Source organism: Sphingomonas sp. OK281 (assembly GCF_900115295.1).
GTDB lineage: Bacteria > Pseudomonadota > Alphaproteobacteria > Sphingomonadales > Sphingomonadaceae > Sphingomonas.
The window spans coordinates 163,056-186,354 of sequence record NZ_FOVZ01000003.1; the positions used below are offsets into that span (position 1 = coordinate 163,056).

At 66.6% G+C, this 23,299-nt stretch carries 19 protein-coding genes; 11 read left to right on the forward strand and 8 right to left on the reverse strand.

Annotated elements, in window-relative coordinates; all coding sequences use genetic code 11:
* The first annotated feature begins 400 nt into the window (after positions 1-400).
* From BM244_RS12280 to BM244_RS12290, 3 genes are all read left to right on the forward strand, one after another.
* Positions 401-1,381, forward strand: a complete 981-nt coding sequence (locus tag BM244_RS12280) for a hypothetical protein (protein WP_093399239.1) — start codon at positions 401-403, stop codon at positions 1,379-1,381.
* Positions 1,378-1,908: a DUF2141 domain-containing protein gene (locus BM244_RS12285; RefSeq protein ID WP_093399240.1), complete on the forward strand. Its 531-nt coding sequence runs from the start codon at positions 1,378-1,380 to the stop codon at positions 1,906-1,908. Before BM244_RS12280 ends, BM244_RS12285 begins: the two co-directional genes overlap by 4 nt.
* A gap of 149 nt (positions 1,909-2,057) precedes the next feature.
* Complete coding sequence (locus BM244_RS12290) at positions 2,058-3,392, forward strand: MFS transporter (protein WP_093399241.1); 1,335 nt, start codon at positions 2,058-2,060, stop codon at positions 3,390-3,392.
* Here the strand turns inward: BM244_RS12290 and BM244_RS12295 are convergent.
* Positions 3,379-5,643 carry a glycoside hydrolase family 3 N-terminal domain-containing protein gene (locus tag BM244_RS12295; RefSeq protein WP_093399242.1) on the reverse strand — a complete coding sequence of 755 codons (2,265 nt, stop codon included), beginning with the start codon at positions 5,641-5,643 and terminating at the stop codon, positions 3,379-3,381. The genes BM244_RS12290 and BM244_RS12295 overlap by 14 nt on opposite strands.
* A 231-nt stretch (positions 5,644-5,874) precedes the next feature.
* On the opposite strand from BM244_RS12295, the gene BM244_RS12300 reads away from it, so the two are divergent.
* The 3 genes from BM244_RS12300 (at position 5,875) to BM244_RS12310 (ending at position 11,503) form a co-directional block, all read left to right on the forward strand.
* Positions 5,875-6,942 (forward strand): LacI family DNA-binding transcriptional regulator, encoded by a 1,068-nt coding sequence (locus BM244_RS12300; RefSeq protein ID WP_093399243.1) that lies wholly within the window; start codon positions 5,875-5,877, stop codon positions 6,940-6,942.
* Entirely contained in the window at positions 6,939-9,974 is a 3,036-nt protein-coding gene (locus tag BM244_RS12305; RefSeq protein WP_254784423.1) for a TonB-dependent receptor, read from the forward strand. Before BM244_RS12300 ends, BM244_RS12305 begins: the two co-directional genes overlap by 4 nt.
* Before the next feature lie 68 nt (positions 9,975-10,042).
* Positions 10,043-11,503, forward strand: a complete 1,461-nt coding sequence (locus BM244_RS12310) for a glucoamylase family protein (RefSeq protein WP_093399244.1) — start codon at positions 10,043-10,045, stop codon at positions 11,501-11,503.
* A 228-nt stretch (positions 11,504-11,731) separates the two neighbouring features.
* Here BM244_RS12310 and BM244_RS12315 read toward each other — a convergent pair whose 3' ends face one another.
* Positions 11,732-11,914: a hypothetical protein gene (locus tag BM244_RS12315; RefSeq protein ID WP_093399245.1), complete on the reverse strand. Its 183-nt coding sequence runs from the start codon at positions 11,912-11,914 to the stop codon at positions 11,732-11,734.
* Positions 11,911-13,833 (reverse strand): 1-deoxy-D-xylulose-5-phosphate synthase, encoded by a 1,923-nt coding sequence (gene dxs, locus BM244_RS12320; RefSeq protein WP_093399246.1) that lies wholly within the window; start codon positions 13,831-13,833, stop codon positions 11,911-11,913. Before dxs ends, BM244_RS12315 begins: the two co-directional genes overlap by 4 nt.
* 92 nt (positions 13,834-13,925) lie before the next feature.
* Here dxs and BM244_RS12325 point away from each other — a divergent pair, with 92 nt between their 5' ends.
* Positions 13,926-14,456: a GNAT family N-acetyltransferase gene (locus BM244_RS12325; protein ID WP_093399247.1), complete on the forward strand. Its 531-nt coding sequence runs from the start codon at positions 13,926-13,928 to the stop codon at positions 14,454-14,456.
* 165 nt (positions 14,457-14,621) lie between these two features.
* Here the strand turns inward: BM244_RS12325 and BM244_RS12330 are convergent, their stop codons facing one another.
* Both BM244_RS12330 and BM244_RS12335 read right to left on the reverse strand, forming a co-directional pair.
* On the reverse strand, positions 14,622-15,089 hold the full coding sequence (locus BM244_RS12330) for a Fur family transcriptional regulator (RefSeq protein ID WP_060524220.1): 468 nt from the start codon (positions 15,087-15,089) through the stop codon (positions 14,622-14,624).
* A 41-nt stretch (positions 15,090-15,130) separates the two neighbouring features.
* Complete coding sequence (locus BM244_RS12335; RefSeq protein WP_093399248.1) at positions 15,131-15,514, reverse strand: MerC domain-containing protein; 384 nt, start codon at positions 15,512-15,514, stop codon at positions 15,131-15,133.
* Between the two features lie 272 nt (positions 15,515-15,786).
* Between BM244_RS12335 and BM244_RS12340 the strand changes: the two genes are divergently transcribed.
* From BM244_RS12340 to rpsI, 3 genes are all read left to right on the forward strand, one after another.
* A complete protein-coding gene (locus BM244_RS12340; RefSeq protein ID WP_093399552.1) occupies positions 15,787-16,839 on the forward strand; it encodes a COX15/CtaA family protein in 1,053 nt (350 codons plus the stop codon).
* A 124-nt stretch (positions 16,840-16,963) separates the two neighbouring features.
* A complete protein-coding gene (rplM, locus tag BM244_RS12345; RefSeq protein WP_060524218.1) occupies positions 16,964-17,443 on the forward strand; it encodes a 50S ribosomal protein L13 in 480 nt (159 codons plus the stop codon).
* Positions 17,443-18,000, forward strand: coding sequence for a 30S ribosomal protein S9 (gene rpsI, locus BM244_RS12350; RefSeq protein WP_082441435.1), 558 nt, complete (start codon positions 17,443-17,445; stop codon positions 17,998-18,000). Before rplM ends, rpsI begins: the two co-directional genes overlap by 1 nt.
* Positions 18,001-18,305: 305 nt before the next feature.
* Here the strand turns inward: rpsI and BM244_RS12355 are convergent, their stop codons facing one another.
* Positions 18,306-19,301, reverse strand: coding sequence for a polysaccharide deacetylase family protein (locus BM244_RS12355; protein ID WP_093399249.1), 996 nt, complete (start codon positions 19,299-19,301; stop codon positions 18,306-18,308).
* Positions 19,298-21,133, reverse strand: a complete 1,836-nt coding sequence (locus tag BM244_RS12360) for a sensor histidine kinase (protein WP_254784424.1) — start codon at positions 21,131-21,133, stop codon at positions 19,298-19,300. The genes BM244_RS12355 and BM244_RS12360 overlap by 4 nt, the downstream gene beginning before the upstream one ends.
* Positions 21,134-21,328: 195 nt before the next feature.
* On the opposite strand from BM244_RS12360, the gene BM244_RS12365 reads away from it, so the two are divergent.
* Entirely contained in the window at positions 21,329-21,796 is a 468-nt protein-coding gene (locus BM244_RS12365) for an Lrp/AsnC family transcriptional regulator (RefSeq protein ID WP_093399250.1), read from the forward strand.
* A gap of 196 nt (positions 21,797-21,992) precedes the next feature.
* Here the strand turns inward: BM244_RS12365 and BM244_RS12370 are convergent, their stop codons facing one another.
* Positions 21,993-23,285, reverse strand: coding sequence for a hypothetical protein (locus tag BM244_RS12370; RefSeq protein WP_093399251.1), 1,293 nt, complete (start codon positions 23,283-23,285; stop codon positions 21,993-21,995).
* Between the last annotated feature and the right edge of the window lie 14 nt (positions 23,286-23,299).

Sequence of the window (23,299 nt, forward strand, 5' to 3'; positions counted from 1 at the left end):
TCGCCCGACACAGCGTCCTCGAAATCACGTAATCCCACAATCGACCTCACGCTGTTGCCAACAGGCATGCCCCAGAGACGGCGTCGCGATGCTCGTTCCGCAGTCCGCTCCGCAAAAGATTTTACGTGGTGTCGGCAGCGATGGAGTCGAGCCGGAAGCGCCTGCCCGGCAGAGGCGACGCACGCGCCGCTTATGCCGGGCGCGCGTGCGACCCGGTGCGCGACCAGGCCCGCGGCCAGCTGTCGACGGCCATCCCGATCCTGCCGCCTTTGCATCGACCACCATATTTTTCATGCACGACTGCGGATCGCGCAAAGCAGCGACGTCCCAAGCGCATGACCTATCCCGGCACCCATATCGTGGCAGCCTTGCTGCTCCTTTCAATTCGGACCGCGCGGTGATGCCGGGCGAGATGCGCCGCGTCGGTGCGGGTATCGCCATCGGCACCGGCCCCGGCATCATGGGGTCGCCTGCCAGCGACGGCCGGGCCGCCCCACCGCTGCCGATCAAGCCGATCGTGGTCAGCAAGGGCCTGCTCTCTCGGTGGCTGACACCGTTGCTGTCGGCAGTCATCCTGATCGCGGCGCTGTGGCAGCTCCGATATCTCGACGTCCGCGCGGTGATCGGCATGGTACCGCGCTCGCCGCTGTTCTGGCTGTTGTTCGCCGCTGGCTACCTCGCGCTGCCGACGAGCGAATGGTTCATCTATCGCCGCCTGTGGAACCTGCCGCCCCGCGGGATGCTGGCGCTGCTGCGCAAGCGGATCAGCAACGAGATCGTCGCGGGCTATTCCGGCGAACTGTATTTCTACGCCTGGGCGCGGCGGCACGCGTCCTTGATCGGCACGCCGTTCGGGACGATCAAGGACGTGTCGATCCTGTCGGCGGTGGTCGCCAATTGCTGCACGCTCGCGCTCGCGCTGTTCAGCTGGCGATCGCTCGCCGCGCTGAACCTCGGCACCGATGCGAAGGTGATGATCGTGTCGGCGGCGAGCATCGCGGTGCCGTCGATCGTGGTGCTGGTGATGCGCAAGCGCCTGTTCACGCTGGCCCGCGACGCACTCCGGCGGATCGCCGTGATCCACCTGCTGCGGATCGTCGCGACGACGGTGCTGGCGGCCGCCTTGTGGGCCGTCGCGATGCCGGCCGCCCCGCTTGCCTGGTGGCTGGTGCTCGCCACGCTGCGGCTTCTGGTGTCGCGCCTGCCGCTGTTGCCGAACAAGGACATCGTCTTTGCCGGCCTGGTCGCGTTCACGGTCGGCCAGGCGTCGCAGGTCACCGAGATGATGGCGATGATCGCCGCGCTGTGGCTGGTCACGCATCTCCTGCTGGGCGCGGTCCTGACCGCCGTCGAGCTTGCCAATCCGGAGCAGACCCGATGAGCCTCGCTCTCCTCGCCATACTGGCAGCGGCCCTGCCCGCCGCAGCCCCCACCACATTGCCATCCACGCCTAGGCTCGGCACCGAGGCCGCGCGGTGCCGGCCGCACGAAACCGGCCCGGCGATCCTGGTCACGGTCGAGGGGCTGAAGGACCGTGCCGGCACCCTGCGCGCCGAAGTATATCCCTCGACCGATGGCGATTTCCTTGCCGACGACAACGTGCTCGTATCGCAGGGCAAGACGTTCCGCCGCGCGGTGATCGCCGTTCCGATGTCCGGTCCCGCGCAACTCTGCCTGCGCATCCCCGCGGCGGGCGCGTATTCGCTCAGCGTCGTGCACTCGCGCAGCGGAGGACACGGGTTCAGCCTGTTGCACGACGGTATCGGCTTTGCCGGCAATCCCCGGCTTGGCCATTCGAAGCCGAGCGCCCAAGCTGCCCGGATCGTCGCGCATGGTGGGATCACGCCGACGACGGTCGTGATGAACTATCGAAGCGGCCTGTTTTCGTTCGCACCCCTCAGGCGCTAAAGCCACTCCCCGGCGCTCACGGGGAGCTATCGCGAGCAGGTTCGGGGTGATCGGTACCGCGTGTCGTCCTGGCGCTCGATACCGGCACCCGGTCCATACTCGGCCCATCGAGGCATTGCCCCGTCACGGCGAAGCGGCAAGAACGCGGCATGGCCGAGCTTTCTTCACCGTCTTCGTCGTCCGCCGCTCGGTCGAGCGCCGCCGACGTTGCGGGGGCACGTGGCCCGCTGCTGTTGTTCAGCGCGGGCGATTTCGCCTTCAATATCTACTGGCAGGCGATCAGCCTGTACCTGCTCTTCTACTATATCGATGCGCTCGCGCTGCCGCCCGCCACGGCAGGGCTGGTCTTCATGATCGGTGCGATCTGGGACGGCGTCGCCGATTTCTGTGCAGGCGCGGCAGTAGAACGGACGCGGTTTTCGTATCGCAGCCTGGTCGGCTGGGGCGCACTGCCGCTCGGGCTGGCGTTCGTCGCGATGTTCGCGGTGCCGGCGAGCGCGGCGCTGTGGGCGCTCGCGACGCAGGCCGTGTTCCGCACCGCCTACGCCTTCACCAACATCCCTTATGCCGCGTGGACGACGCGGATCGCGCATAGCAGCGCGGACCGGTCGCTCGTCGCCGGATTCCGCATGGGGTTCGGAGCGGCGGCGGGTATCCTCGTCGCGCTCGCGCTGCCCCGACTGGTCGAACTCACCGGCAGCTACGGCGCGGCGACCGCGGTACTCGCGGCCATCGGCGTGCCGTTGCTGGCCGCGATCGCCTGGCGCGTGCCCGAACCGATGCCGGTCGCGGTGACCGTCGATCGCCCGCGAATCCCGACCGCGCTGATGGCGCTCGGCCGCAATCGGGCGTTCGTCACGCTCAACATCGCCGCCGCCGCCGCCAGCGCGGCGACCGCGCTGACCAGCCAGTCGGTGCTGTATTTCTTCCGCTACGTGCTGGGCGATCTGCACGGCGGCCCGCGCGCGCTGGCCGGCATGGCGGTGGGAAGCCTGGTCGCGGTGCCGGTCTGGACGCTGCTGGCCAGGGCGCACGGCGCCCGGATCGCGTGGCTCGGCGCAGGACTGCTGGCGATAGGCTTGCCGGTGGCCTTCGCGCTGATCGCGGCGCCCGGCGGCACCGCGACGGCGGCCTTTCTGTTCGCGATGCAGGCGGCGTTCGTCGGCTTCGGCCTGGCCTCGTGGACGCTGCTGCCCGATACGGTCGACTGGGGCGAGGCGAAGGGCGGCCTGCGGGTCGAGGCGCTCGCGTTCGGGACGTTTGCGCTCGTGCAGAAGGTCGCCTTGGCGGGAACGGGGTTCGCGATCGGCGCTGTGTATCAGGCGAACGGGTTCGTTGCCGGCGTCGCGCAGTCTCCAGACAGTTTGCGCGCCATTCGCTGGCTCATGCTCGCCGGGCCCGTGGTGCTGATCGCGGCGATGCTGGTGGCGGTGATCGCCATCCCGCTTCGCCGCGATACGCTTGCGGGTTTCAAGCGAGCGTGAACTCGCCCGAGACGCCTTCGGCCTGTGCCGAGGGGGCGATCCAGACCTGGAACCGGCCGGGCTCGACGGTCGGCTTGAGATCGCGTCCGACGAACAGCAGATCGTTGCGGCGGAGCGTGAACGACACGATCTGGCGCTCGCCCGGCTTCAGCGCGATCTTCCGGAATGCCTTCAGTTCGCGCACCGGACGGGTGATGCTGGCGGCAAGGTCGCGAATGTAGAGCTGTACCACCTCTTGCGCGGCGTGGGTGCCGGTGTTGGCGATCGTCGCGCGCACGGTCAGCGCGCCGTCGCTTGCGATCGTCCCGGTGCCGAGGTCGAGACCCGAATATCCGATGGTGCCGTAGGTCAGGCCGTGGCCGAACGGGAACAGCGCATCGTTGGCGAACTCGCGGTAATGCGCCTTGTATTCGACCAGCGGACCCGGCGGGTTGGGGCGACCGGTGCTCTTGTGATCGTAATGATAGGGCTCCTGCCCCGTCGCATGCGGGAACGAGACCGGCAGGCGCGCGGAAGGCCCGCTCCTGCCGAACAGCACGTCGGCGATGGCGGGGCCGTCCTGCGAACCGAGGAACCAGGTGACCAGGATCGCCGGGACATCGAGCACGACGCCGCTCAACGCCAGCGCGCGGCCGGTGCGGAGCAGGACGACGATCGGCTTGCCGGTTGCGGCGACAGCCTCGGCCAGCGCCATCTGGGCGGCGGGGATGACGATGTCGACGCGCGACTGCGCCTCGCCCGACATCCGCTGGCTTTCGCCGATCGCGAGGACGACGATGTCGGCGGCCTGTGCGGCAGCGACGGCCGCGGCGATACCGCCCGCCAGCGGATCGTCGACGCCCGAACCGAGCGCGACGCTGACCCGCGACGGATCGGCGACCGTTGCCCGGACGCCGGTCGCGAGGTCGACGGCCTCGGCATCGGTGCCGTAGACGTTCCAGGGGCCGATCAGGTCGTGCTGCCCGGCCGCGAACGGACCGATCAGCGCGATCCGCTTGCCTGCGCGCGGCAACGGCAGCAGGCCAGCGTCGTTCTTGAGCATCACGATCGACTTCGCGCCCGCCTCGCGCGCGAGGGCCAGGCTTTCCCGCGTGCGGATACGGGTCTTCTCACGACGCGGATCGATCCGGCGGAACGGGTCGTCGAACAGCCCGAGTTGCACCTTCAGCGCGAGCACGCGGCGGACGGCTTCGTCGAGCCGGGCCATCGGCACGTCGCCCGACGCGACCAGATCGGGCAGGTGTTTCAGGTAGAAGCCGCTCTGCATGCTCATGTCGACGCCCGCCATGAAGGCGAGCTTGGTTGCCTCACGCGCGTCGGCGGCGAAGCCATGCGCGATCAGTTCCTCGTCGCCGGTATAGTCCGACACGACCAGGCCGTCGAAACCCCATTCGCGCCGTAGCACGTCGGTCAGCAGCCAGGGATTGGCGGTGGCGGGGACGCCGTTGATCTCGTTGAACGACGCCATCACGGTCGGCGAACCCGCCGCGAAGGCCGACTGGAAGGGCGGGAAATAGGTCTCGCGCAACGTGCGCTCGGAAATATCGACCGCGTTGTAATCCAGCCCCGCCTCGCCTGCCCCATAGGCGGCGAAGTGCTTGGCGCACGACGCGACCGCATCGGGTGCGGCAAGCCCGCGCTCGCCCTGGAACCCGCGCACGCGTGCCGCTGCCATCACCTTGCCGAGCAGCACGTCCTCGCCCGCCCCCTCGACGCCGCGCCCCCAGCGCGCGTCATGGGCGATGTCGACCATCGGCGCGAAGGTCCAGTCGATCCCCGATGCGGCGGCCTCGGTGCCTGCCGCACGCGCGGTCCGCCGGGCGAGTTCCGGATCGAAACTCGCCGCCTCGGCCAGCGGCACGGGAAACACGGTCCGCAGCCCGTGGATGACGTCGGCGGCGAACAACAGCGGGATCTTCAGCCGCGATTCGCGCATCGCGACGGTCTGCATCCGCTGCGCCATCACCGCGCCATTGCCATTGAACACACCACCAAGCCGCCCCGCCCTGACGTCGGTCAGTTGACTATCGAAGCTGGCGGTCCCGCCTGCCGGGTTGAGCGAGGTCGCCGCGCCCCCTGCCCAGGCCGCGGCCATCAGCGTCAACTGGCCCGCCTTTTCGACGACCGTCATCCGACCGATCAGCGCCTCGACCGACGCCGGCAGAGCCGCGGTACCACCGCGTCCCGGCTCGAGCAGCGCGCGTGCGGGACTGGCCGCCCAGGCCGTCACCGCGGCGGCGCCCATCATCATCGCCCGCCGTGAAATCGCCTTTGAACCCGTCGTTGAAATCGCCTGGGAATTCGTTGCCGCCGTCATCCGCTCACCCCTGTCCATGCCCGTAGCGATCGCACCGGCACACACCGGAAGGACGATCGTCGCAAGGTTCTTGATCCCTGCTTCTGGATCATGTAACCGGTTACATCAAGAATAAGATGCCGGTCGCAAACGCAATGCCGGTGCCAGAGGGGACCCTGACGCTTCATGCCGCACGCCACGATCCGTGATATCGCCCGCGAGGCAGCGGTGTCGGTCGCGACCGTGTCGCGGGCGATGAACGGACACAGCAACGTCCGTCCCGAAGTGCGCGAACACATCGAAAGCGTCGCCGCGCGGCTTGGCTACGTCCCTCATGCCGGCGCCCGCCACCTGAGTTCGGCACGGTCTGGGATGATCGGCGTCGTGGTCCCCGACCTGCACGGTGAGTTCTTCTCCGAACTGCTGCGCGGCATGGACCGCGAGGCGTCCGAGCGCGGCCTGTATTGCATGATGATGGTGATGCACGGCGATGCGCAGCGCGGCGTCGCGGCGCTCCACGCGATGCGCGGCCGGGTCGACGGGCTGGTGGTGATGGCACCGCAGGTGTCGGCGGACGAACTGCTCGCGCATCTGCCTCGTGGCATGCCCGCCGTCCTGGTGAACTGCGCGCCGGGTCAAGCCGGGCGCACCGAACTGCGGATCGACAATGTCGCGGGTGCATCGGCGCTGGTCGAGCATCTGATCGCGAGCGGCCGGCGGCGGCTGGTGCATATCTCCGGGCCTGTGGGCAACATCGATGCCGACGAGCGACTGCGCGGCGCGCAGGATGCGTGCGCGCATGCCGGCCTGTCGCTGCGCGTGCTGACCGGCGACTTCAAAGAGCCTTCCGGCGCCATCGCCGCCGCGCACCTGATCGAGGAAGGCGCCGATATCGACGCAATCTTCGCCGCGAACGACATGATGGCGATCGGCGCGATGATGGCGCTCAAGCGCGCCGGCATCGTCGTTCCCGACCAGATCGCGATCTGCGGCTTCGACGATATCCCGCTGACCCGCCTCATCTCGCCGTCGCTGACCTCGGCCAGCATCGACATCGCCAGCTTCGGCGCCAGCGCGGTCGCCCGGCTGGTAAGGGCGATCGCGGGCGACGACGATGGCGGCGTCGAGCAGCGCGTGCCCATCGTGATGGTGCGCGAGTCCACCGGCCCGGCGCTTCGCGCCCGGGGCAATCAGAATCTATCCAACGTCCACAACAACAAACCCGAACAATCGGGAAAAGGGGAATTCCAATGACCAAGATGATGTTGCGCGCGGCGGTCGTCTCGCTGACCGCGCTGTCGAGCGGGCTGCTGTTCGCGCCGACGCCGGCAGTGGCGCAGGTCGGCCAGGCCTCGCTGCGCGGCACGATCACCGCACCCGCCGACAATCCGGTCGTCGAGGTCACTGCGATCGAGATTTCGACCGGCTTGCGGCGTACCGTGCCGGCCGACGCCAGCGGCGCGTACAACTTCGCCTCGCTGCGCGCGGGCACCTATCGTCTCGAGATCAAGCAGCGTAACGGCACGCGCAATTCGGACGCCCTCACGCTGCGCGTCGGCCAGGTCGCCGGGCTCGACCTCGATCTTTCCGCCCCTGCCGCACCCGCCGCGCCCGCCGGCACCGCCGAAGTGCCCGCGACAGGTACCGCAGAGAGCGGCGACGAGATCGTCGTCACCGGCAACCGCATCCGATCGCTGTCGGGTGGCCAGGTCGGCAGCGTCATCTCGTCGCGCCTGATCGAGCAACTGCCGCAGAACAACCGCAACTTCCTCGCCTTCGCCGATCTGGCGCCGGGCGTGCGGTTCATCGAGGACGCCAGCGGCGCGTCGCGGATCCAGGGCGGCGCGCAGGATAGCCGCACCGTCAACGTCTTCATCGATGGCGTCAGCCAGAAGGACTATGTCCTCAAGAACGGCATCACCGGCCAGGACTCCTCGCCCGGCAACCCGTTCCCGCAGCTCGGCATCGGCGAGTATCAGGTGCTGTCGTCGAACTACAAGGCGGAGTTCGACCAGGTCAGCTCGGTCGCGATCACCGCGGTGACCAAGTCGGGCACCAACGAGTTCCACGGCGAGGGCTTCTACGACTTCACCAACCAGAATCTGCGCGATCGCCGCCCGAGCGAGATATTCCCGACGGTGATCCCCAAGGTCGACACCAGCAACAAGCAGTTCGGCGGAGCGCTGGGCGGCCCGATCATCAAGGACAAGGCGCACTTCTTCTTCACCTACGAAGGCAAGCGCATCGCCAGTCCGTACGACGTACGTCCCGAGAACGGCTATCCGATCGCGTCGATCCCGGCGCAATACCAGGATAATTTCGGCACCTTCGCGCTGCAGTTCAAGCAGGACCTGTATTTCGGCAAGATCGACATCGAGCCGACCGACAACGACCTGATCGAGTTGTCGGGCAAGTATCGCAACGAGTCCGGTATCCAGAACGCGACCGGCATCAACGCCGCCAGCACGTCGACGCTGAACAAGGTCGTCGACAAGCGCGGCCTGCTGCGCTGGCAGCATACCGGCAACCAGTGGATCAACGACGCCCGCCTGTCCTACGAGGACGCGCTGTTCGCGCCAACGCCCGCGACCGATGGCATCACGCAGTTCTTCCAGGCGACGCAGCGGATCGGCAACGGCATCCAGCGCACCGACCTGCTCCGCGCGGGTGGCGGCGGCAACTTCCAGACCAAGGGCCAGAAGGGCTGGACGATCCAGGACGATTTCACCTTCACCGGGCTCCAGGGCCACACGATCAAGGTCGGTGCCAAGGCCAAGTTCGTCAAGCTCAACACGCTCGAGCAGAATCTGACGAACCCGGAATACACCTATGACGTCAACGCGATCCCCGGCGTCGCCTTCAACGATACGCTGCCGTACAAGCTTCAGTTCGGCGCGACCGGGGCGGCTGGCCAGGCCAATGTCCGGTCGAACAATTTTCAGATCGGCTTCTACGCGCAGGACGACTGGGATATCACCAGCCACCTGACGCTGAACCTCGGTCTGCGTTGGGATTACGAGCGCACGCCGTCCTATCTGAACTACGTCACGTCGGCGGAGAACATCGCGGCGGTATCGCCGGCCAACTATCCCAACCTCATCAACGCCGACTACAACATCAACGACTATATCTCGAACGGCAACGACAGGAAGGCGTTCAAGGGCGCGTGGCAGCCGCGGCTTGGCTTCACCTATCGCTTCGACGACGCCGGACGCTTCTCGATGTTCGGTGGCTATGGCCGGTCGTATGATCGCAATCAGTTCGACTTCCTTCAGCAGGAAGCCAGCCAGGGCGCGTACCAGGTCCGCACGTTCAACTTCATCGGCAATGATTCGCTCAATCCCTGCGTGCCGAGCCAGACCTGCATCGCGTGGAACCCGGTCTATCTGACCGCGGCGGGACGCCAGCAGCTGGCTAGTGCAGCACTCGGCGGCGGGCGCGAGTTCCGCTTCCTGAACAACGATCTCAAGGTGCCGTATTCGGATCAATTTAGCCTCGGCGTGCGCGGTCGCTTCTCGCCAGTCGAACTGGAGGTCGGCTATACGCACATCGCCAGCCGCGACGGATTTGCCTTCCTGCTTGGCAATCGCCGGCCGGACGGATCGTTCTTCTTCAACGATCCGGCCGATCCGGGTGACGTGCCGCAGTCGCCCTTCTCGTTCTCGCCGAACGGCTATGGTTCGATCATCCTCGGCACCAACGGCCTGAAGACGAACTCGGATGCGGTCTATTTCAAGCTGACCAAGACCTATTCAGCCGCCTCGCCGTGGAGCATCGACGCGACCTACACCTATACACAGGCCGACGAGACGGGTAAGTTCGGGGATACGTACCTGCTCGATTACGCGCAGCTCTCGGACTATCCGATGCTGCGCTCGTCGGGCGTGCCGCGTCATCGCTTCGTGATCGCGGGCAGCGTCGATACGCCGATCGGCGTGACCTTCTCGACCAAGTTCCAGATCGAATCGCCGAGCTATCTCAAGGCGTTCGTCGACCGGTCGGATCCCTTCACGCGCGAGCTGGTCGGGCGTCAGGCGGATAGCCTGGGCGATCTCTGGGGCCGGCGACAGCTGGATTTCGCGTTCACCAAATATGTCCCGCTCGGCTTCATCACCGACCAGACCAAGATCCGCATGCGGCTCGATATCCTGAACGTGATGAACGACCGCAATTATACCGACTATAACAACAGCCCGCTCGATCCGAATTACGGACAGCGTTCGACCTACAGCACCGGCGGCAATGCGCCGCGTACGATCAAGCTGTCGGCGGGCTTCTCGTTCTAAAACTCGACGGCGGGATGCGGCCATGCCGCGTCCCGCTCATGCTCGCTTATCAGTAACCGAAGGACGCCATGATCGATCGCAGGCAGTTGCTGGGCCACACGTCGTTGGGCCTGGCAGGACTTATGGCCGGCTGCGCGATGCCGTCCGCTACCCGGCTCGGCAGCGTGGCAGGCGGCGTGGCGGGCGGCGCGACGGGCACCGCTACGGGTACGGCGATGCCGACCGCGCTGCTGGCCGATCTGCACCAGCGCAGCTTCCGGTTCTTTTGGGAGACGACCGATCCCGCGACCGGGCTTGCACCGGATCGCTGGCCGACGCCGTCGTTCGCGTCGATCGCCGCGGTCGGGTTCGCGCTGACCGCCTATCCGATCGGTGTGGTCAACGGCTGGAGCACGCGCGACGAGGCGCGCACGCGGACGCTCGCCACGCTCGAGTTCTTCGCCGCCGCACCGCAGGGCGACAGCAAGAGCGACGACAGCGGCTACAAGGGGCTGTTCTACCACTTCCTCGGCACGACCAAGGGCCACCGGTTCGCGCGCGCGGAACTGTCGACGATCGACACGGCGCTGTTGATCGGCGGCGTGCTGTTCGCGCAGAGCTGGTTCGATTCGGATCATCCCGGCGAAGTCCGGATCAGGGCGCTCGCGGACCAGCTGTACGCCGCGATCGACTGGAGCTGGATCGTGCCGCGTCCGCCGTTCATGGCGATGGGCTGGCATCCGGAGAGCGGCTTCATTCCCCACGACTGGAACATCTTTAACGAGGCGATGCTGCTGTACGTGCTGGCACTGGGATCGCCGACGCATGCCTTGCCGGCCGAGACCTGGGACGCGTGGACCGACCGTTTCGATGCGCAGTGGACCGACAAGTGGGGCGAGCCGCATATCCATTTCGCACCGCTGTTCGTGCATCAATACAGCCATTGCTGGATCGACTTCCGCGGCATCCGCGATCGCTACATGGCGAAAAAGGGCATCGATTATTTCGAGAACAGCCGCCGTGCGGTACGCGCGCAGCGGGCCTACGCGATCGCCAATCCGGGCGGGTGGAGCGGCTATGGCCCCGACGTCTGGGGGCTGACCGCGTGCGACGGGCCGGGCGATTTCAAGATCGACCTCGGCGGGCGCAAGCGCGAATTCTTCAGCTATTCCGCGCGAGGACCGGACGATCGGGACGACGGCACGCTGGCACCGACCGCGGCAGCGGCGTCGATCGCGTTCGAACCGGACCTCGCCCGTCGCGCGATCGAGACGATGCATGGTCGATACGGCACGCAGATCTACGGCAAATACGGGTTTCTCGATTCGTTCAATCCGACGCTGACGGCAGCGTCGGCACCGTTGAAGCACGGTAGAATCGATCCGAAGATGGGCTGGGTCGATGGCGACTATCTGGGCATCGACCAGGGTGCGATCGTCGTGATGATGGAGAATTGGCGGACCGGGCTGGTCTGGTCGACCATGCAACGCAACCCGCATATCCGGCGGGGGTTGCAGCGGGCTGGGTTCACGGGCGGGTGGCTGGCGTGAGTGGTGGCGGTACGCGTCTTCGGTTTGATGAAGGGTCACTTCGCAAGATAGCGCCGCACTGCTCCCATCCCTGAAAGGGAGGGGTTGGGGGTGGGTCGGCTCGCTTGAGCCCCAACGACGGTCGAGCATGCGGAACCCGACCCACCCCCGGCCCCTCCCTTTCAGGGAGGGGGGAAGAAGGAGGCGTTCCTGGACCCGCGCAAGTAGAATCAGGACGGTAAGGCGGGGCTAGCCCGCATTCGACACGGCATCGTCCTCTACCCGATCGACCGCGTCCCGATCACCACCCCCCTGCCCGGCCTTCGCCGCCGCCAGACCACCCCGCATCCGCCGCCACATCGCAATGTTCAGCGACACCATCACGATCACCGCCAGCGCGATGATCGCGATCGCCTTGGTCGGCCCGGTCATGCGCGCGCTTCGGCGACCCCGCCCGAATTGTGGCGAAGCGCCTTAAGGACGGTATCCACCAGCGCGGTCGCATCGAGACCGGCTTCGGCATACTGGACCTCGGGCTTGTCCTGATCCTGGTACACGTCGGGCAGACGCAGCGTACGCAGCTTGAGCCCACCGTCGATCAGCCCCTCGTCCGACGCCATCGTCAGCACATGCGCGCCGAAGCCACCGACCGAATTCTCCTCGATCGTTACCGCGACTTCGTGCGTCGTAAGCAGTTTCCGAATCAGATCGACGTCGAGCGGCTTGGCGAAGCGGAGATCCGCTACCGTCGTGCTCAGCCCCTTGGCTTCGAGAACCTCGGCGGCCTTGAGCGCCTCCTCCAGACGCGTGCCGAGCGACAGGATCGCGACGGTCTTGCCCTCGCGGACGACACGCCCCTTGCCGATCTCCAGCAACTGCGGAATCTCCGGAAGCGCGACGCCGGTGCCGTTGCCGCGCGGATAGCGCACCGCGATCGGGCCGGTGTCGTACTGCGCCGCGGTGTGCGTCATGTGGACCAGTTCCGCCTCGTCCGCTGCCGCCATCACGACGAAGTTCGGCAGCGTTGCGAGGTAGGTGACATCGAACGACCCGGCATGAGTCGCACCGTCAGCACCAACGAGCCCCGCGCGGTCGATCGCGAAACGAACCGGCAGGTTCTGGATCGCGACGTCGTGCACAACCTGATCGTACGCGCGCTGGAGGAACGTCGAGTAGATCGCGCAGAACGGCCGCATCCCCTGCGCGGCAAGGCCAGCCGCAAACGTGACGCCGTGCTGCTCGGCGATGCCGACGTCGAAGAACCGGTCGGGATAGGCCTTGGCGAACGCGTCGAGTCCGGTGCCCGACGGCATCGCCGCGGTAATCGCGCAGATCCGCGGGTCCTTGGCGGCCTCGGCGACGAGCTGCGCGCCGAACACGTTCTGATACTGCGGCGGTCCCGGCGGCGCCTTGGTCTGCACGCCGGAGATCACGTCGAACTTCTGGACGCCGTGATATTTGTCCGCGGCAGCCTCGGCGGGTCCGTAGCCCTTGCCCTTCTTGGTGACGACGTGAACGAGGATCGGGCCCTCCTCCGCGTCGCGGACATTCTCGAGCACCGGGATCAGGTGTTCGAGATTATGGCCGTCGATCGGGCCGACATAGTAGAAGCCGAGTTCCTCGAACAGCGTGCCACCCATCGTCATGCCGCGCGCGAATTCGTCGGTCTTCCGCGCGGCGTTGTGGAACGGACGCGGCAGGCGACGCGCGAGCTTCTTGGCGAGTTCGCGGATGCCCAGGAACTCGCGACTCGACACGATCCGGCTCAGATACGCCGACAGGCCACCGACCGGCGGCGCGATCGACATGTCGTTGTCGTTGAGGATGACGATCAGGCGGTTGCCAGCCTGCTCGGCGTTGTTCATCGCCTCGTACGCCATGCCCGCGGACATCGCGCCGTCGCCGATCACCGCGATGCCCTTGCCGGGCGTCCCCGCGATCTTGTTCGCAACCGCGAAGCCCAGCGCTGCCGAGATCGAGGTCGACGAGTGCGCCGCGCCGAACGGATCGTATTCGCTCTCGCTACGCTTGGTGAAGCCGCTGAGGCCCCCGCCCTGGCGCAGCGTGCGAATCCGGTCGCGGCGTCCGGTGAGAATCTTGTGCGGATAGCATTGGTGGCCGACGTCCCAGACCAGTCGGTCGCGCGGGGTATCGAAGACATAGTGGATCGCGGTGGTCAGCTCGACCACGCCGAGACCCGAGCCGAGATGCCCGCCGGTGGTGCCGACCGCGGAGATCGTCTCGGTACGCAGCTCGTCGGCGAGTTGGCGGAGCTGGTCCGGGCGCAGCTTGCGGAGGTCGTCGGGCGTCGAAACGGTGTCGAGCAGCGGTGTCGAGGGAAGGTCGGCCATCGGACGGGCTTAATGCAGCGCGCGTATCGTGTCGATTGTTACCGTGTCTTGACGTAGCATTCGCACTGGAATCGCTCGGAAAGTGCACAATTATGAACTTTACGCACCGTGTGGCCGGTGAGGCGGATATTCCGGCCATCTCGGCGCTGATGGCCCGTGCGATCGGCGCGTTGCAGGGGGACTTCCTTACGCCAGCGCAGGTCGAGGCGAGCCGCGCGGTGATGGGGCTCGATACGCAGTTGATCGCGGACGGGACGTATCTGCTGGTCGAGGCGGAGGGTCGGCTGGCCGGGTGTGGCGGGTGGAGTCGGCGGGCGACTTTGTACGGTGGCGATCACAGTACGGCGTTGCGCGATGCGGCGTTGCTCGATCCGGCGCATGACGCGGCGCGGATACGGGCGATGTATACCGATCCGAATTCTACGCGGCGGGGTGTCGGGCGGCTGGTGTTGTCGGTCTGCGAGGCCGCAGCGCGAGAGGCCGGGTTTGCGCGGGCGGAAATGATGGCGACGCTGGCCGGGGAGCCGCTGTACCGGGCCTGCGGGTACCTGCCGATCGAGCGGATCGAGACGCCGGGCGAGGTCCCAGTGCCGATGATCCGGATGGGGAAGGATTTGGGGTAGAACCGAGCCAGGAGCGCAGCAGCCTCCCCTCCCTGGAAGGGAGGGGCTGGGGGTGGGTCGGCTTCCGCATCAAACGGCGCTAGCCAAAACGAACCGACCCACCCCTACCCCTCCCTTCCAGGGAGGGACGGCACAATTATGAGACTAAGCGTGCGGGGTAAGCTTCTACTTCGCCTCGCAGTCGGCACAGCGGCCGCGGACTTCGATGACTGGCCGTACCGGCGAGAAGCCTGCCGCCTCCGCCGCGTTGCGGACGCCCTTGGTGATCGTGTCGTTGTCGAGATGCGTGGTCTGCCCGCACGAGTCGCAGACCAGGAAGATGCAGTCGTGCAGGCAATCCGGATGCGCGTTGGCGACATAGGCGTTCGCGCTCTCGACTCGCCGCGCTAGGTTCGCGCCGACGAACAGGTCGAGGATGCGGTACACGCTGTTGGCAGCGACCCGGCGACCTTCGGCTTTCGAGACGGCCTCGGCGATATCGTACGCCGAGGCCGGCTTCTCGAAGCTAGCCAGCGCGGCGAACACGCTGGCGCGCATCGTCGTCCATTGCTCGCCGGCCTTTTCGAGTGTCGTCTGTGCTGCGACGGTGAGATCGGCGCCCTGCGGTTCGGTGTGGGTGTGAGCGTGCGCCATGCTGGGTGAAGTAGGATGCCGGAAGGGTTCCAGCAACCCGCTCAAGTCTCCGCGCGACGGTTGAGATCGTGGCCGAATGCGAGCAGGCCGACGCCGACGATCGTCCACAACGTCTCGCCGCCGCCGCTGTCGTGCGGCAGCGTCATCGCGCCCGCCATGATGCCGAGCCCGAGCGCGCCCATCGCGGCGGGCATCATATAACCGTGGTTCAGCACGCCGCGCCCGAGCGCGAGCGCCCCGAGCCCGATCGCGATCGTCAGGCCGACTTCGTGGAAGATCGGATCGAGCAGGAACCCGCCGGCAGTCGACATCAGCGCGACCAGTACGGAGGTGGCCAGGCAATGCACCATGCACAAGCCCGACAGGCCAATCGCGTAACGATCGAGACCGGCGAAGCGGTGGGTATGGGTGGCCGAGGGCGTCATCGTTCCTCGGATATAGACGGTCGATTGAAAGGATACAACATTACATTGAGAATTTTTGGCAGCGCGATTGAGGGTTTGAGGCTGGCACTCCCTCCTCCTTGTTCTCCCGCGAAGGCGGGAGCCCAGTCTGGGCTCCCGCCTTCGCGGGAGAACAAGGAGGTAGCGTACGACGGTAGCTAGTCCGGCTTCTACCGAACCGCCCCCAGCAACATGAAGCAACGCCGCACCACGAACCGATGGCGCCCCGCATCGCAAACCACTATCTCCTCACCATGCTTCAACCCAGCGCCGCCTTCCTCAGCAAAGCCCGTCCTCGTTCCGTCGCCCTGTGGCTGTTCACAGTCGCGGGCCTGATCGTCGCGATGGTCGTCATCGGCGGGATCACGCGGCTGACTGAGTCGGGGCTGTCGATCACACAGTGGAAGCCGATCAGCGGGATCATCCCGCCACTCAACGACGCGCAGTGGCAGGCCGAGTTCGACGCCTACAAGCGCATCCCCGAATACGCCGCGTTCAACGCCGACATGACGGTCGGCGGGTTCAAGGCGATCTTCTTCTGGGAGTATCTGCATCGTCTGTGGGGCCGCGTGATCGGCCTCGTGTTCGCGGTGCCGCTGATCTGGTTCGCGGTCCGCAAGCGCATCCCGGTAGGCTATGGCTGGCGGCTGTCGGCGCTGCTGGCGCTCGGCGCGTTCCAGGGCGCGATCGGCTGGTGGATGGTTGCCTCCGGCCTGTCGGTGCGAACTGATGTCAGCCACATCCGACTCGCCGTCCACCTGCTGACCGCACTGACGATCCTCGCCGGCATCGTCTGGACCGCGCTCGACTTGATGGCGTTGCACCGCAATCCGCTCGCCGCCCCTGCCCGCCTTGCGCCCGTCGCGATCCTCGCGCTGGCGCTATTGTTCGTCCAGCTCGTCTATGGCGCGTTCACCGCCGGGCTCGACGCCGGCTATGCGTTTGCGAGTTGGCCGCTGATGGGTGACGGGCTGTTCCCTGCAGACGTACCGATGGTCAATCCCGCCTGGAGCAACGCAGTCGACAATCCGATCGTCGTCCAGTTCATCCACCGCTGGTTCGCGTTCGCCGCCGCCGCCGGGCTGATCTGGCTGGCGATCAAGGCGACCAAGACCGGCAGCAGTGCAGGCTTCTTCGTCGTCGGGCTCGTCACGCTCCAGATCATGCTCGGCATCGCGACGCTGATGACCGGCGTGCAGATCGACGTCGCCGTCGCGCACCAGGGCAACGCCGCACTCCTCCTGATCGCCGCGATGTTCGCCGCCCACGCAGTCGGCACGGCACCTCGCGCAAAGCAGCGGGTATAATAATACCCGTCAGGAAGCCGGCGGAAAGCTTGACTTGAAGCCCCCCTTTCAGCATTAGGCCGGCATTCGCGCTGCGGGGCCTCCCCTTGGTGCGCTTGCATTCAATCTGGAAGGTCTAACGCCCATGAAGGCGCTCATGAAGACCACCAAGTCGGCAAAGCCGGCTGAGGTGGAGAAGCAGTGGCATATCGTCGACGCGGAAGGTCTCGTCGTCGGTCGTGCTGCATCGATCATCGCCAACGTCCTGCGCGGCAAGCACAAGGTGTCGTTCACCCCGCATGTCGATTGCGGTGACAACGTCGTCGTGATCAACGCAGACAAGATCCGCTTCACCGGCAACAAGGCCGCGAAGAAGATCTATTACAAGCACACCGGTTACGCCGGCGGCATCAAGGGCATCACTGCCGCCAAGGTCCTCGACGGCCGCTTCCCGGAGCGCGTTCTCGAAAAGGCCGTCGAGCGCATGATCCCGCGCGGCCCGCTGGGTCGTGAGCAGATGCGCAACCTGCGTATCTTCAAGGGCACCGAGCATCCGCACGAGGCACAGAACCCTGCCGTGCTCGACATCGGCAGCATGAACCGCAAGAACAAGGTGGGCGCATAATGTCCGACAACCGCCAGTCGCTCGCCGATCTCGCGAGCCTGACCAACCAGCCCGCGCCGGCTGCCCCCGCCGAGCAGGCTTTGCCGACCAGCGAAGGCGATATCGCAGCGCCGGTCTCGAACGAGCCCGTCCGCGAGCCGATGCCGCTGCGCGAGCAGATCCTCGACAAGCAGGGCCGCGCCTATGCGACCGGCCGTCGCAAGGACGCCGTCGCGCGCGTCTGGGTCAAGCCCGGCACCGGCAAGATCACGATCAACGGTCGTGACCAGGAAGTGTATTTCGCACGTCCGACGCTGCGTCTCGTCATCAACCAGGTGTTCGGGATCACCGAGCGCGAAGGTCAGTACGACGTCGTCTGCACCGTCAAGGGTGGTGGCCTTTCGGGCCAGGCCGGCGCGGTCAAGCACGGCATCAGCCAGGCCCTGACCCGCTTCGAGCCGGTGCTGCGCGCCTCGGTCAAGGCAGCAGGCTTCCTGACCCGCGACAGCCGCGTCGTCGAGCGCAAGAAGTACGGCAAGGCGAAGGCCCGTCGTAGCTTCCAGTTCTCGAAGCGCTAATTTCGCTTTCAGTATCTGCGTATCAGAAGGGCGGTCCGGCAACGGGCCGCCCTTTCTCGTTTGGGGTGCAGCTATAACGTGAGGGCGAAAGCTCCAACGAAGCCCAAACCGCAACAGGCTCCCCTCCCTGGAAGGGAGGGGTTGGGGGTGGGTCGGCCAGCTTGAGCCCTAACGGTCGGACATGCGGTAGCCGACCCACCCCCTGCCCCTCCCTTCCAGGGAGGGGAGCCTGATGGACTTAGCTGCAGCGTCGCGATCAAACTTGTTCACGAACCTTCGAATAGAGCAAGCCCGCGATCCGCCCGCTACCCCAGCGCCGTAACGATGTCGTCGAGCGACGCGTTGCGGATCCCACGCCGCTCGAACTCGTCGAGCATCGCGGTCCACCATGCATGAAAACGCTTCAGATCCGCCGCATCGCGAACGTAAGGCGTATGTCCCGGCGCCAGAGACGGCGAATGGAACGACAGGTTGAGCAACCTGAGCCCTTCGCCAGCCGCCACCGCAACCGCCTCCAGAGCATCGGCGATCGGCATGTCCTCGGGCGTCAGCGCAATCCGGGACAAGAGGCGCCCGCGAGCGAAAAGGCCCCGACCCTTAGGAATGCGTCCGAGCGCACGGTACAGATGTGCGCCCCCCCGCCGCATACCGCCCGTAAAGACGGTCGTCAGCGGCAACTCGACGATGCCCTCCGAGCGATAGGCGCCCGCGTCGGCCATCGAGAAATCGGGGCCGCCGTCAGCGCTATAATCATAGCCGGGACGAACCGAACTATCGATCCGGTAACCAAGCGCAGCGAGCAGCGCGAAACTGTTGGGACCAATACCGTAGCGACCAGCGCGATAGGCACGCGGCGCTCTACCGAAGGCAGTCGTGATGACCCGCGTCAGCGTTTCGAGCTTGGCGGCTTCGGACGTACGCGGCAGGCTGCCCGGATAGGTCGATCCTGCCGGCGCGCCGTCCGGGAACGGCGGATTGACCCAGGCGTGGAGCTGCGTCCCGATTTCCGATCGTCCGTCCTCGACAACGCGCGCGAGGATCGCGACGGAGGCCGGATCGGTGGCGATCGGGTAATCGACCATGCAAGTCAGCCCGACGCCGCGATCGGCGAACCGGCGATGTGCGTCGGGGAAAGCCGCCATCGCGGTCGTCGCGCGGTTGCGACGATCGAGCGGCGCGGTCCAGTCGAATTCCTCCTCGACGTCGACGAAGACGGTGAAGCGGGTGCCGAAATCCTCGGGCCAGACGATACGTTGCGCGTCGGTCGGGCGCGGGGGACGATACGCGCCGTCCGCGATCACCGCTGGTCGTCGGCGACGCGCTCCACCTCGCCCGCATCGGCCGCAGGGAGCTGAAGAGTCAGGCGGTCCAGTCCGATCGTCAGCACGCCGCCCAGTTCGACCGCGAGGTTCTGCGCGAGCCGGAGCGCGAACCCGGTACCGAGCAGCGGCGCGCCATCGCCTTCCTGCTCGGCGTCGATGCTCAGCAGCACATCGGTCGCATAGGCGGCAAGCGCGGCGGGGCGGTCGAACGCGATCGTCACGGTGTCGGCGACCGGCCGGACGACGATCCCGAGATTCTCGCCGTTACGACCGGCCGAGACCAACGCGGCGAGCAGTCGGCCGACCAGCCGCTCGACGGCACGGTCGTCGCCGCGGATCTCGCAGTCGCCCGCCGGCATCGCGACGCTGAGCCGTGCCCCCCGCAGCGAGGCCAGCGGCTCGAGGTCGCGGGTTACGCGGTCGAGCAGTGGACGTACCGGCACGGTCGTCGGGCGCAGATCGAGCGCATGGCCCTCGATCCGCGCGGCGGTGTCGAGGTCGTCGATCGCGGAGAGCAGGTCGCCCGCCTGTGTGCGGATCGTGGTCGCGCGGTCGCGGTAGGTGGGCAATACGGGGCCGAGCAATTGCGTCTCGATCAGTTCCGCGAACCCGGCGATCGCGTTGGTCGGCGTGCGCAGTTCGTGGACCAGCTGGCGGAGCGAGTCGGACACGGGAGAGGACGCGCGAACCGGCTCGGTCGTCTCGTCGCGACGCGGTCGCCGCGCCATCCCGCGGAAACCGATGAACCGACCGGACGCGTGTTCGAATGCCGGCACGCCGGACAGCCGCCACGATCCGAACGCGTCGGACAGGCCACCGACTTCGAGCCGCGCGTCGTCGAACCGCGAACGGCGACGGAACGCGCCTGCCGCGACTCCGTCGAGATGCGCCTCGCCTTGTTGCGCGGCATAAGCGAGCGACACGCCGACCAGCGCCGACCGGGCAACGCCGTCGACCATTCGGATGACGCCCTGCGCGTCGGTCTCGAAACGGAAACCCTCGATCTCCGCGGCCTTGGGCGTCGGCGTAGCGGCGTCGACGGTACGGTCGCGGTTGAACGCCTCGATCCGCGCGACGAGGTCGGAGATTTCGAACCGGTCGGCCGGGGCGGCGTCCATCGGTGCCAGGACCGGGGGCTCGCCGTTGGCGAGGGCCGCGTGGCGCAGCGCCTCGGCGACGAACGGCAGGCCGCGCGCCACCGCGCCGAGCGCCATGAACGGCGTTTCGCTGAGCGGTGCAGCGTAGAGCGACGGCTCGGGTGTCCTGACGCGTACGGGTTCCGGCGCCGCGACCATGGGGCGTTCGGGCGGCATCGGTTCGGGAACGATCGCCCCCACCTCGACCACGTCCGCCTCTACCAGGTCCACCTCGACCGGCGCATCGGGTCGCGGCAGCACGAAGTCGGTCGGTCCGAAGCTCTGCAACCCGCGCTGAACCTCGGCCGGAAGATCGCGGCGATGGCGCAGCACCGAGCGGCTCGGCGGGGTCAGCCGCGGCAACAGCGCGAGCCATTCGTCGGGGCCGAGCGTCGCGGTGCGCAGCACCGGCGCGGCGATCGCGAGGACGTCTTCCGCGAAAAAGGCGACCAGTTTCGCATCCGGCTTGGCAAAGGCGAGCGCGCGCGCACTCGCGGCGCGAACCTCGACCGGCACCGCCTGGCGCAGCAGCCGCAACCGTGCGATCGCCGGCTCGTCGACCACGGCGCGACCGCGTCCCATCAGGTCGACCAGCTGCCGCCATGCCGATTGCGCACCGAAACCGGTGGCCATGTCGGCGGCAAGGATCGTCTTCAGGCTATCGTCGAACCGCACATCGTTCCCCGGCTTCAGCGGGCCTAGCACGCTCTCCGTACTGATTCCTTAACGCCGCGGACTCATCGAAGGAACAGGGCATTTTCCGGCACGGCAATGTTCGTCGCATAGTGGGACAATTGCGTTTCGCCGCAACAATCTTATCGCTATGGGGAATGAATCGCTTGGTTTGATGCCTATCGGGAGTTGCGTGACATGAGTTTTGACCGGATCGATCGCCAGATCCTGTCGCTGTTGCAGGCCGACGGTCGGATGACCAATGTCGACCTGGCCGACCAGGTAGGACTTACCGCCCCCCCATGCCTCCGCCGCGTCCGCGCGCTCGAGGAAGCGGGTGCCATTCGCGGCTATCACGCCGATCTCGACGCGAGCCGGCTGGGCTTCCCGATCACGGTGTTCGCGATGGTATCGCTGCGCAGCCAGGCCGAGCACGACCTCGCCGCGTTCGAGCATCACATCGCCGACATTCCCGAGATCCGCGAGTGCCACATGCTCAACGGCGAGATCGACTTCATCCTCAAGATCGTCGCGGCGGACCTGAAGAGCTTCCAGGAAATCCTCACGACGCATCTGACCCCGGCGCCGAACGTGGCGAGCGTGAAGACATCGCTGACGATCCGGACGGCCAAGGCGCTGTCTGGGATCCCGGTAGTGGTGGAATAAGCTTCTGACCTTGCGCCCCTCCCTGGAAGGGAGGGGTTGGGGGTGGGTCGGGTTCCGCCGGGTTCGGACCGTGGAGACACGAGCCGGCCTACCCACCCCCTACCCCTCCCTTCCAGGGAGGGGCGCTTCTCGAGCCCACAAACGAAAACGGGGCGGCATTCCTGCCGCCCCGCTTCCCGAATCAGAACGCCTAAGCTTACGCAGCCGGAGCGGCGGCCCAAGTCGTCCACAGACCGGCGACGTCGGCCTTGGGCGAACCCTTGACCGCGGCGAACGCGGTTGCGGCGCCGGCCTTGTCACCCGAGCGCGCGAGCGCGATGCCCATGTGCAGGTTGACGTCGTCGGCATCGACCCCGCCCTTCTGCAACGCGACGCGGTACAGTTCGACCGCCTTCGCGTAATTGTTCTGACCGAGATACGCGTCGGCCGTACCCGCGGCAAGCTTGCCGTTGGCCGCCGTCGTCGCGCGCTTCTCGAGTCCCGACAGCGGACCGTCGGCGGCGATGTTCTTGGTCGCGTCGGCCAGCAGGCCCTTTGCCATCGTGTTCGCGGCCGGGATCTTGCCCTGCGCCATGCCTTCCTTGATCACCGCCTGTGCCTCGCTCGGCAGGCCGCGACGGTTCACGCTATCCGCATATTGCAGATAGTCGGTCTGGTCGGCGAGCGCGTTGGTGGCACGCATCAGGCGGAACACGTCGATCTTCTGCGTCTCGTCGAGCGGGATCAGCGCATTCTGCTGGATACCCGACAGGACCAGCACGTCGCGCCAGTTCTTCGCGGTCGGATAGGCGGTGACCCACTTCTTCAGCCATGCCATCGTGTCGGCATTGCGCTTGGCGGCATACGACTTGGCGACGGCGTACTTGTAATATTCTTCCGGAGCCTTCTGCCCGGCTGCGGTCATCTGCGCGATGCTGGCGTCGAGATCGGCGGTGGCACCGGCGACGTCGCCGCTGTCCATCTTGGCCTTGATGATCTGCAGCGGCAGGTTCGGATCATTGTAGCCGTACTCCTTCGCCTTGGCGAAATACTGGAGTGCGATCGGATACTGCTTGCCGTTGAACGCGAGCGCACCGCGGCGATAGGCGTATTTGCCCCGATCGGCGGCAGGCGTCGCGGCATTGGCGATCAGCGCATCGAGCGGGCCGGCCAGCGTGGTCTCGTTGATCGGAGCGTTGGGATTCGCGGTCTGCGCGGCGACGAGCTTCTCGTTCTCGAGCTGATAGCGAAGCGCGGCGCCGATATACTTCTCGTAATCGGTCTTGGCGGCCGCATCGATCTGGTCGATCGCGGTCTGCGCACCGGCAAAGTCCTTGGCGGCAAGTGCGGTTTGCGCAGCGACGCCGGGCTTCTGAACTTCAGGGCTCAGCTTCATGGCAGGCGCGGCGTCGGTCTTCTTGTCCTTGGCGTAGGCGGGCGTGACAAGTGCCATGCTGCTCACGCCGGTGGCGAATGCCGCAACCAGTGCAAGCTTGGAAATGGTCTTCATGCGGAAACTCTCCC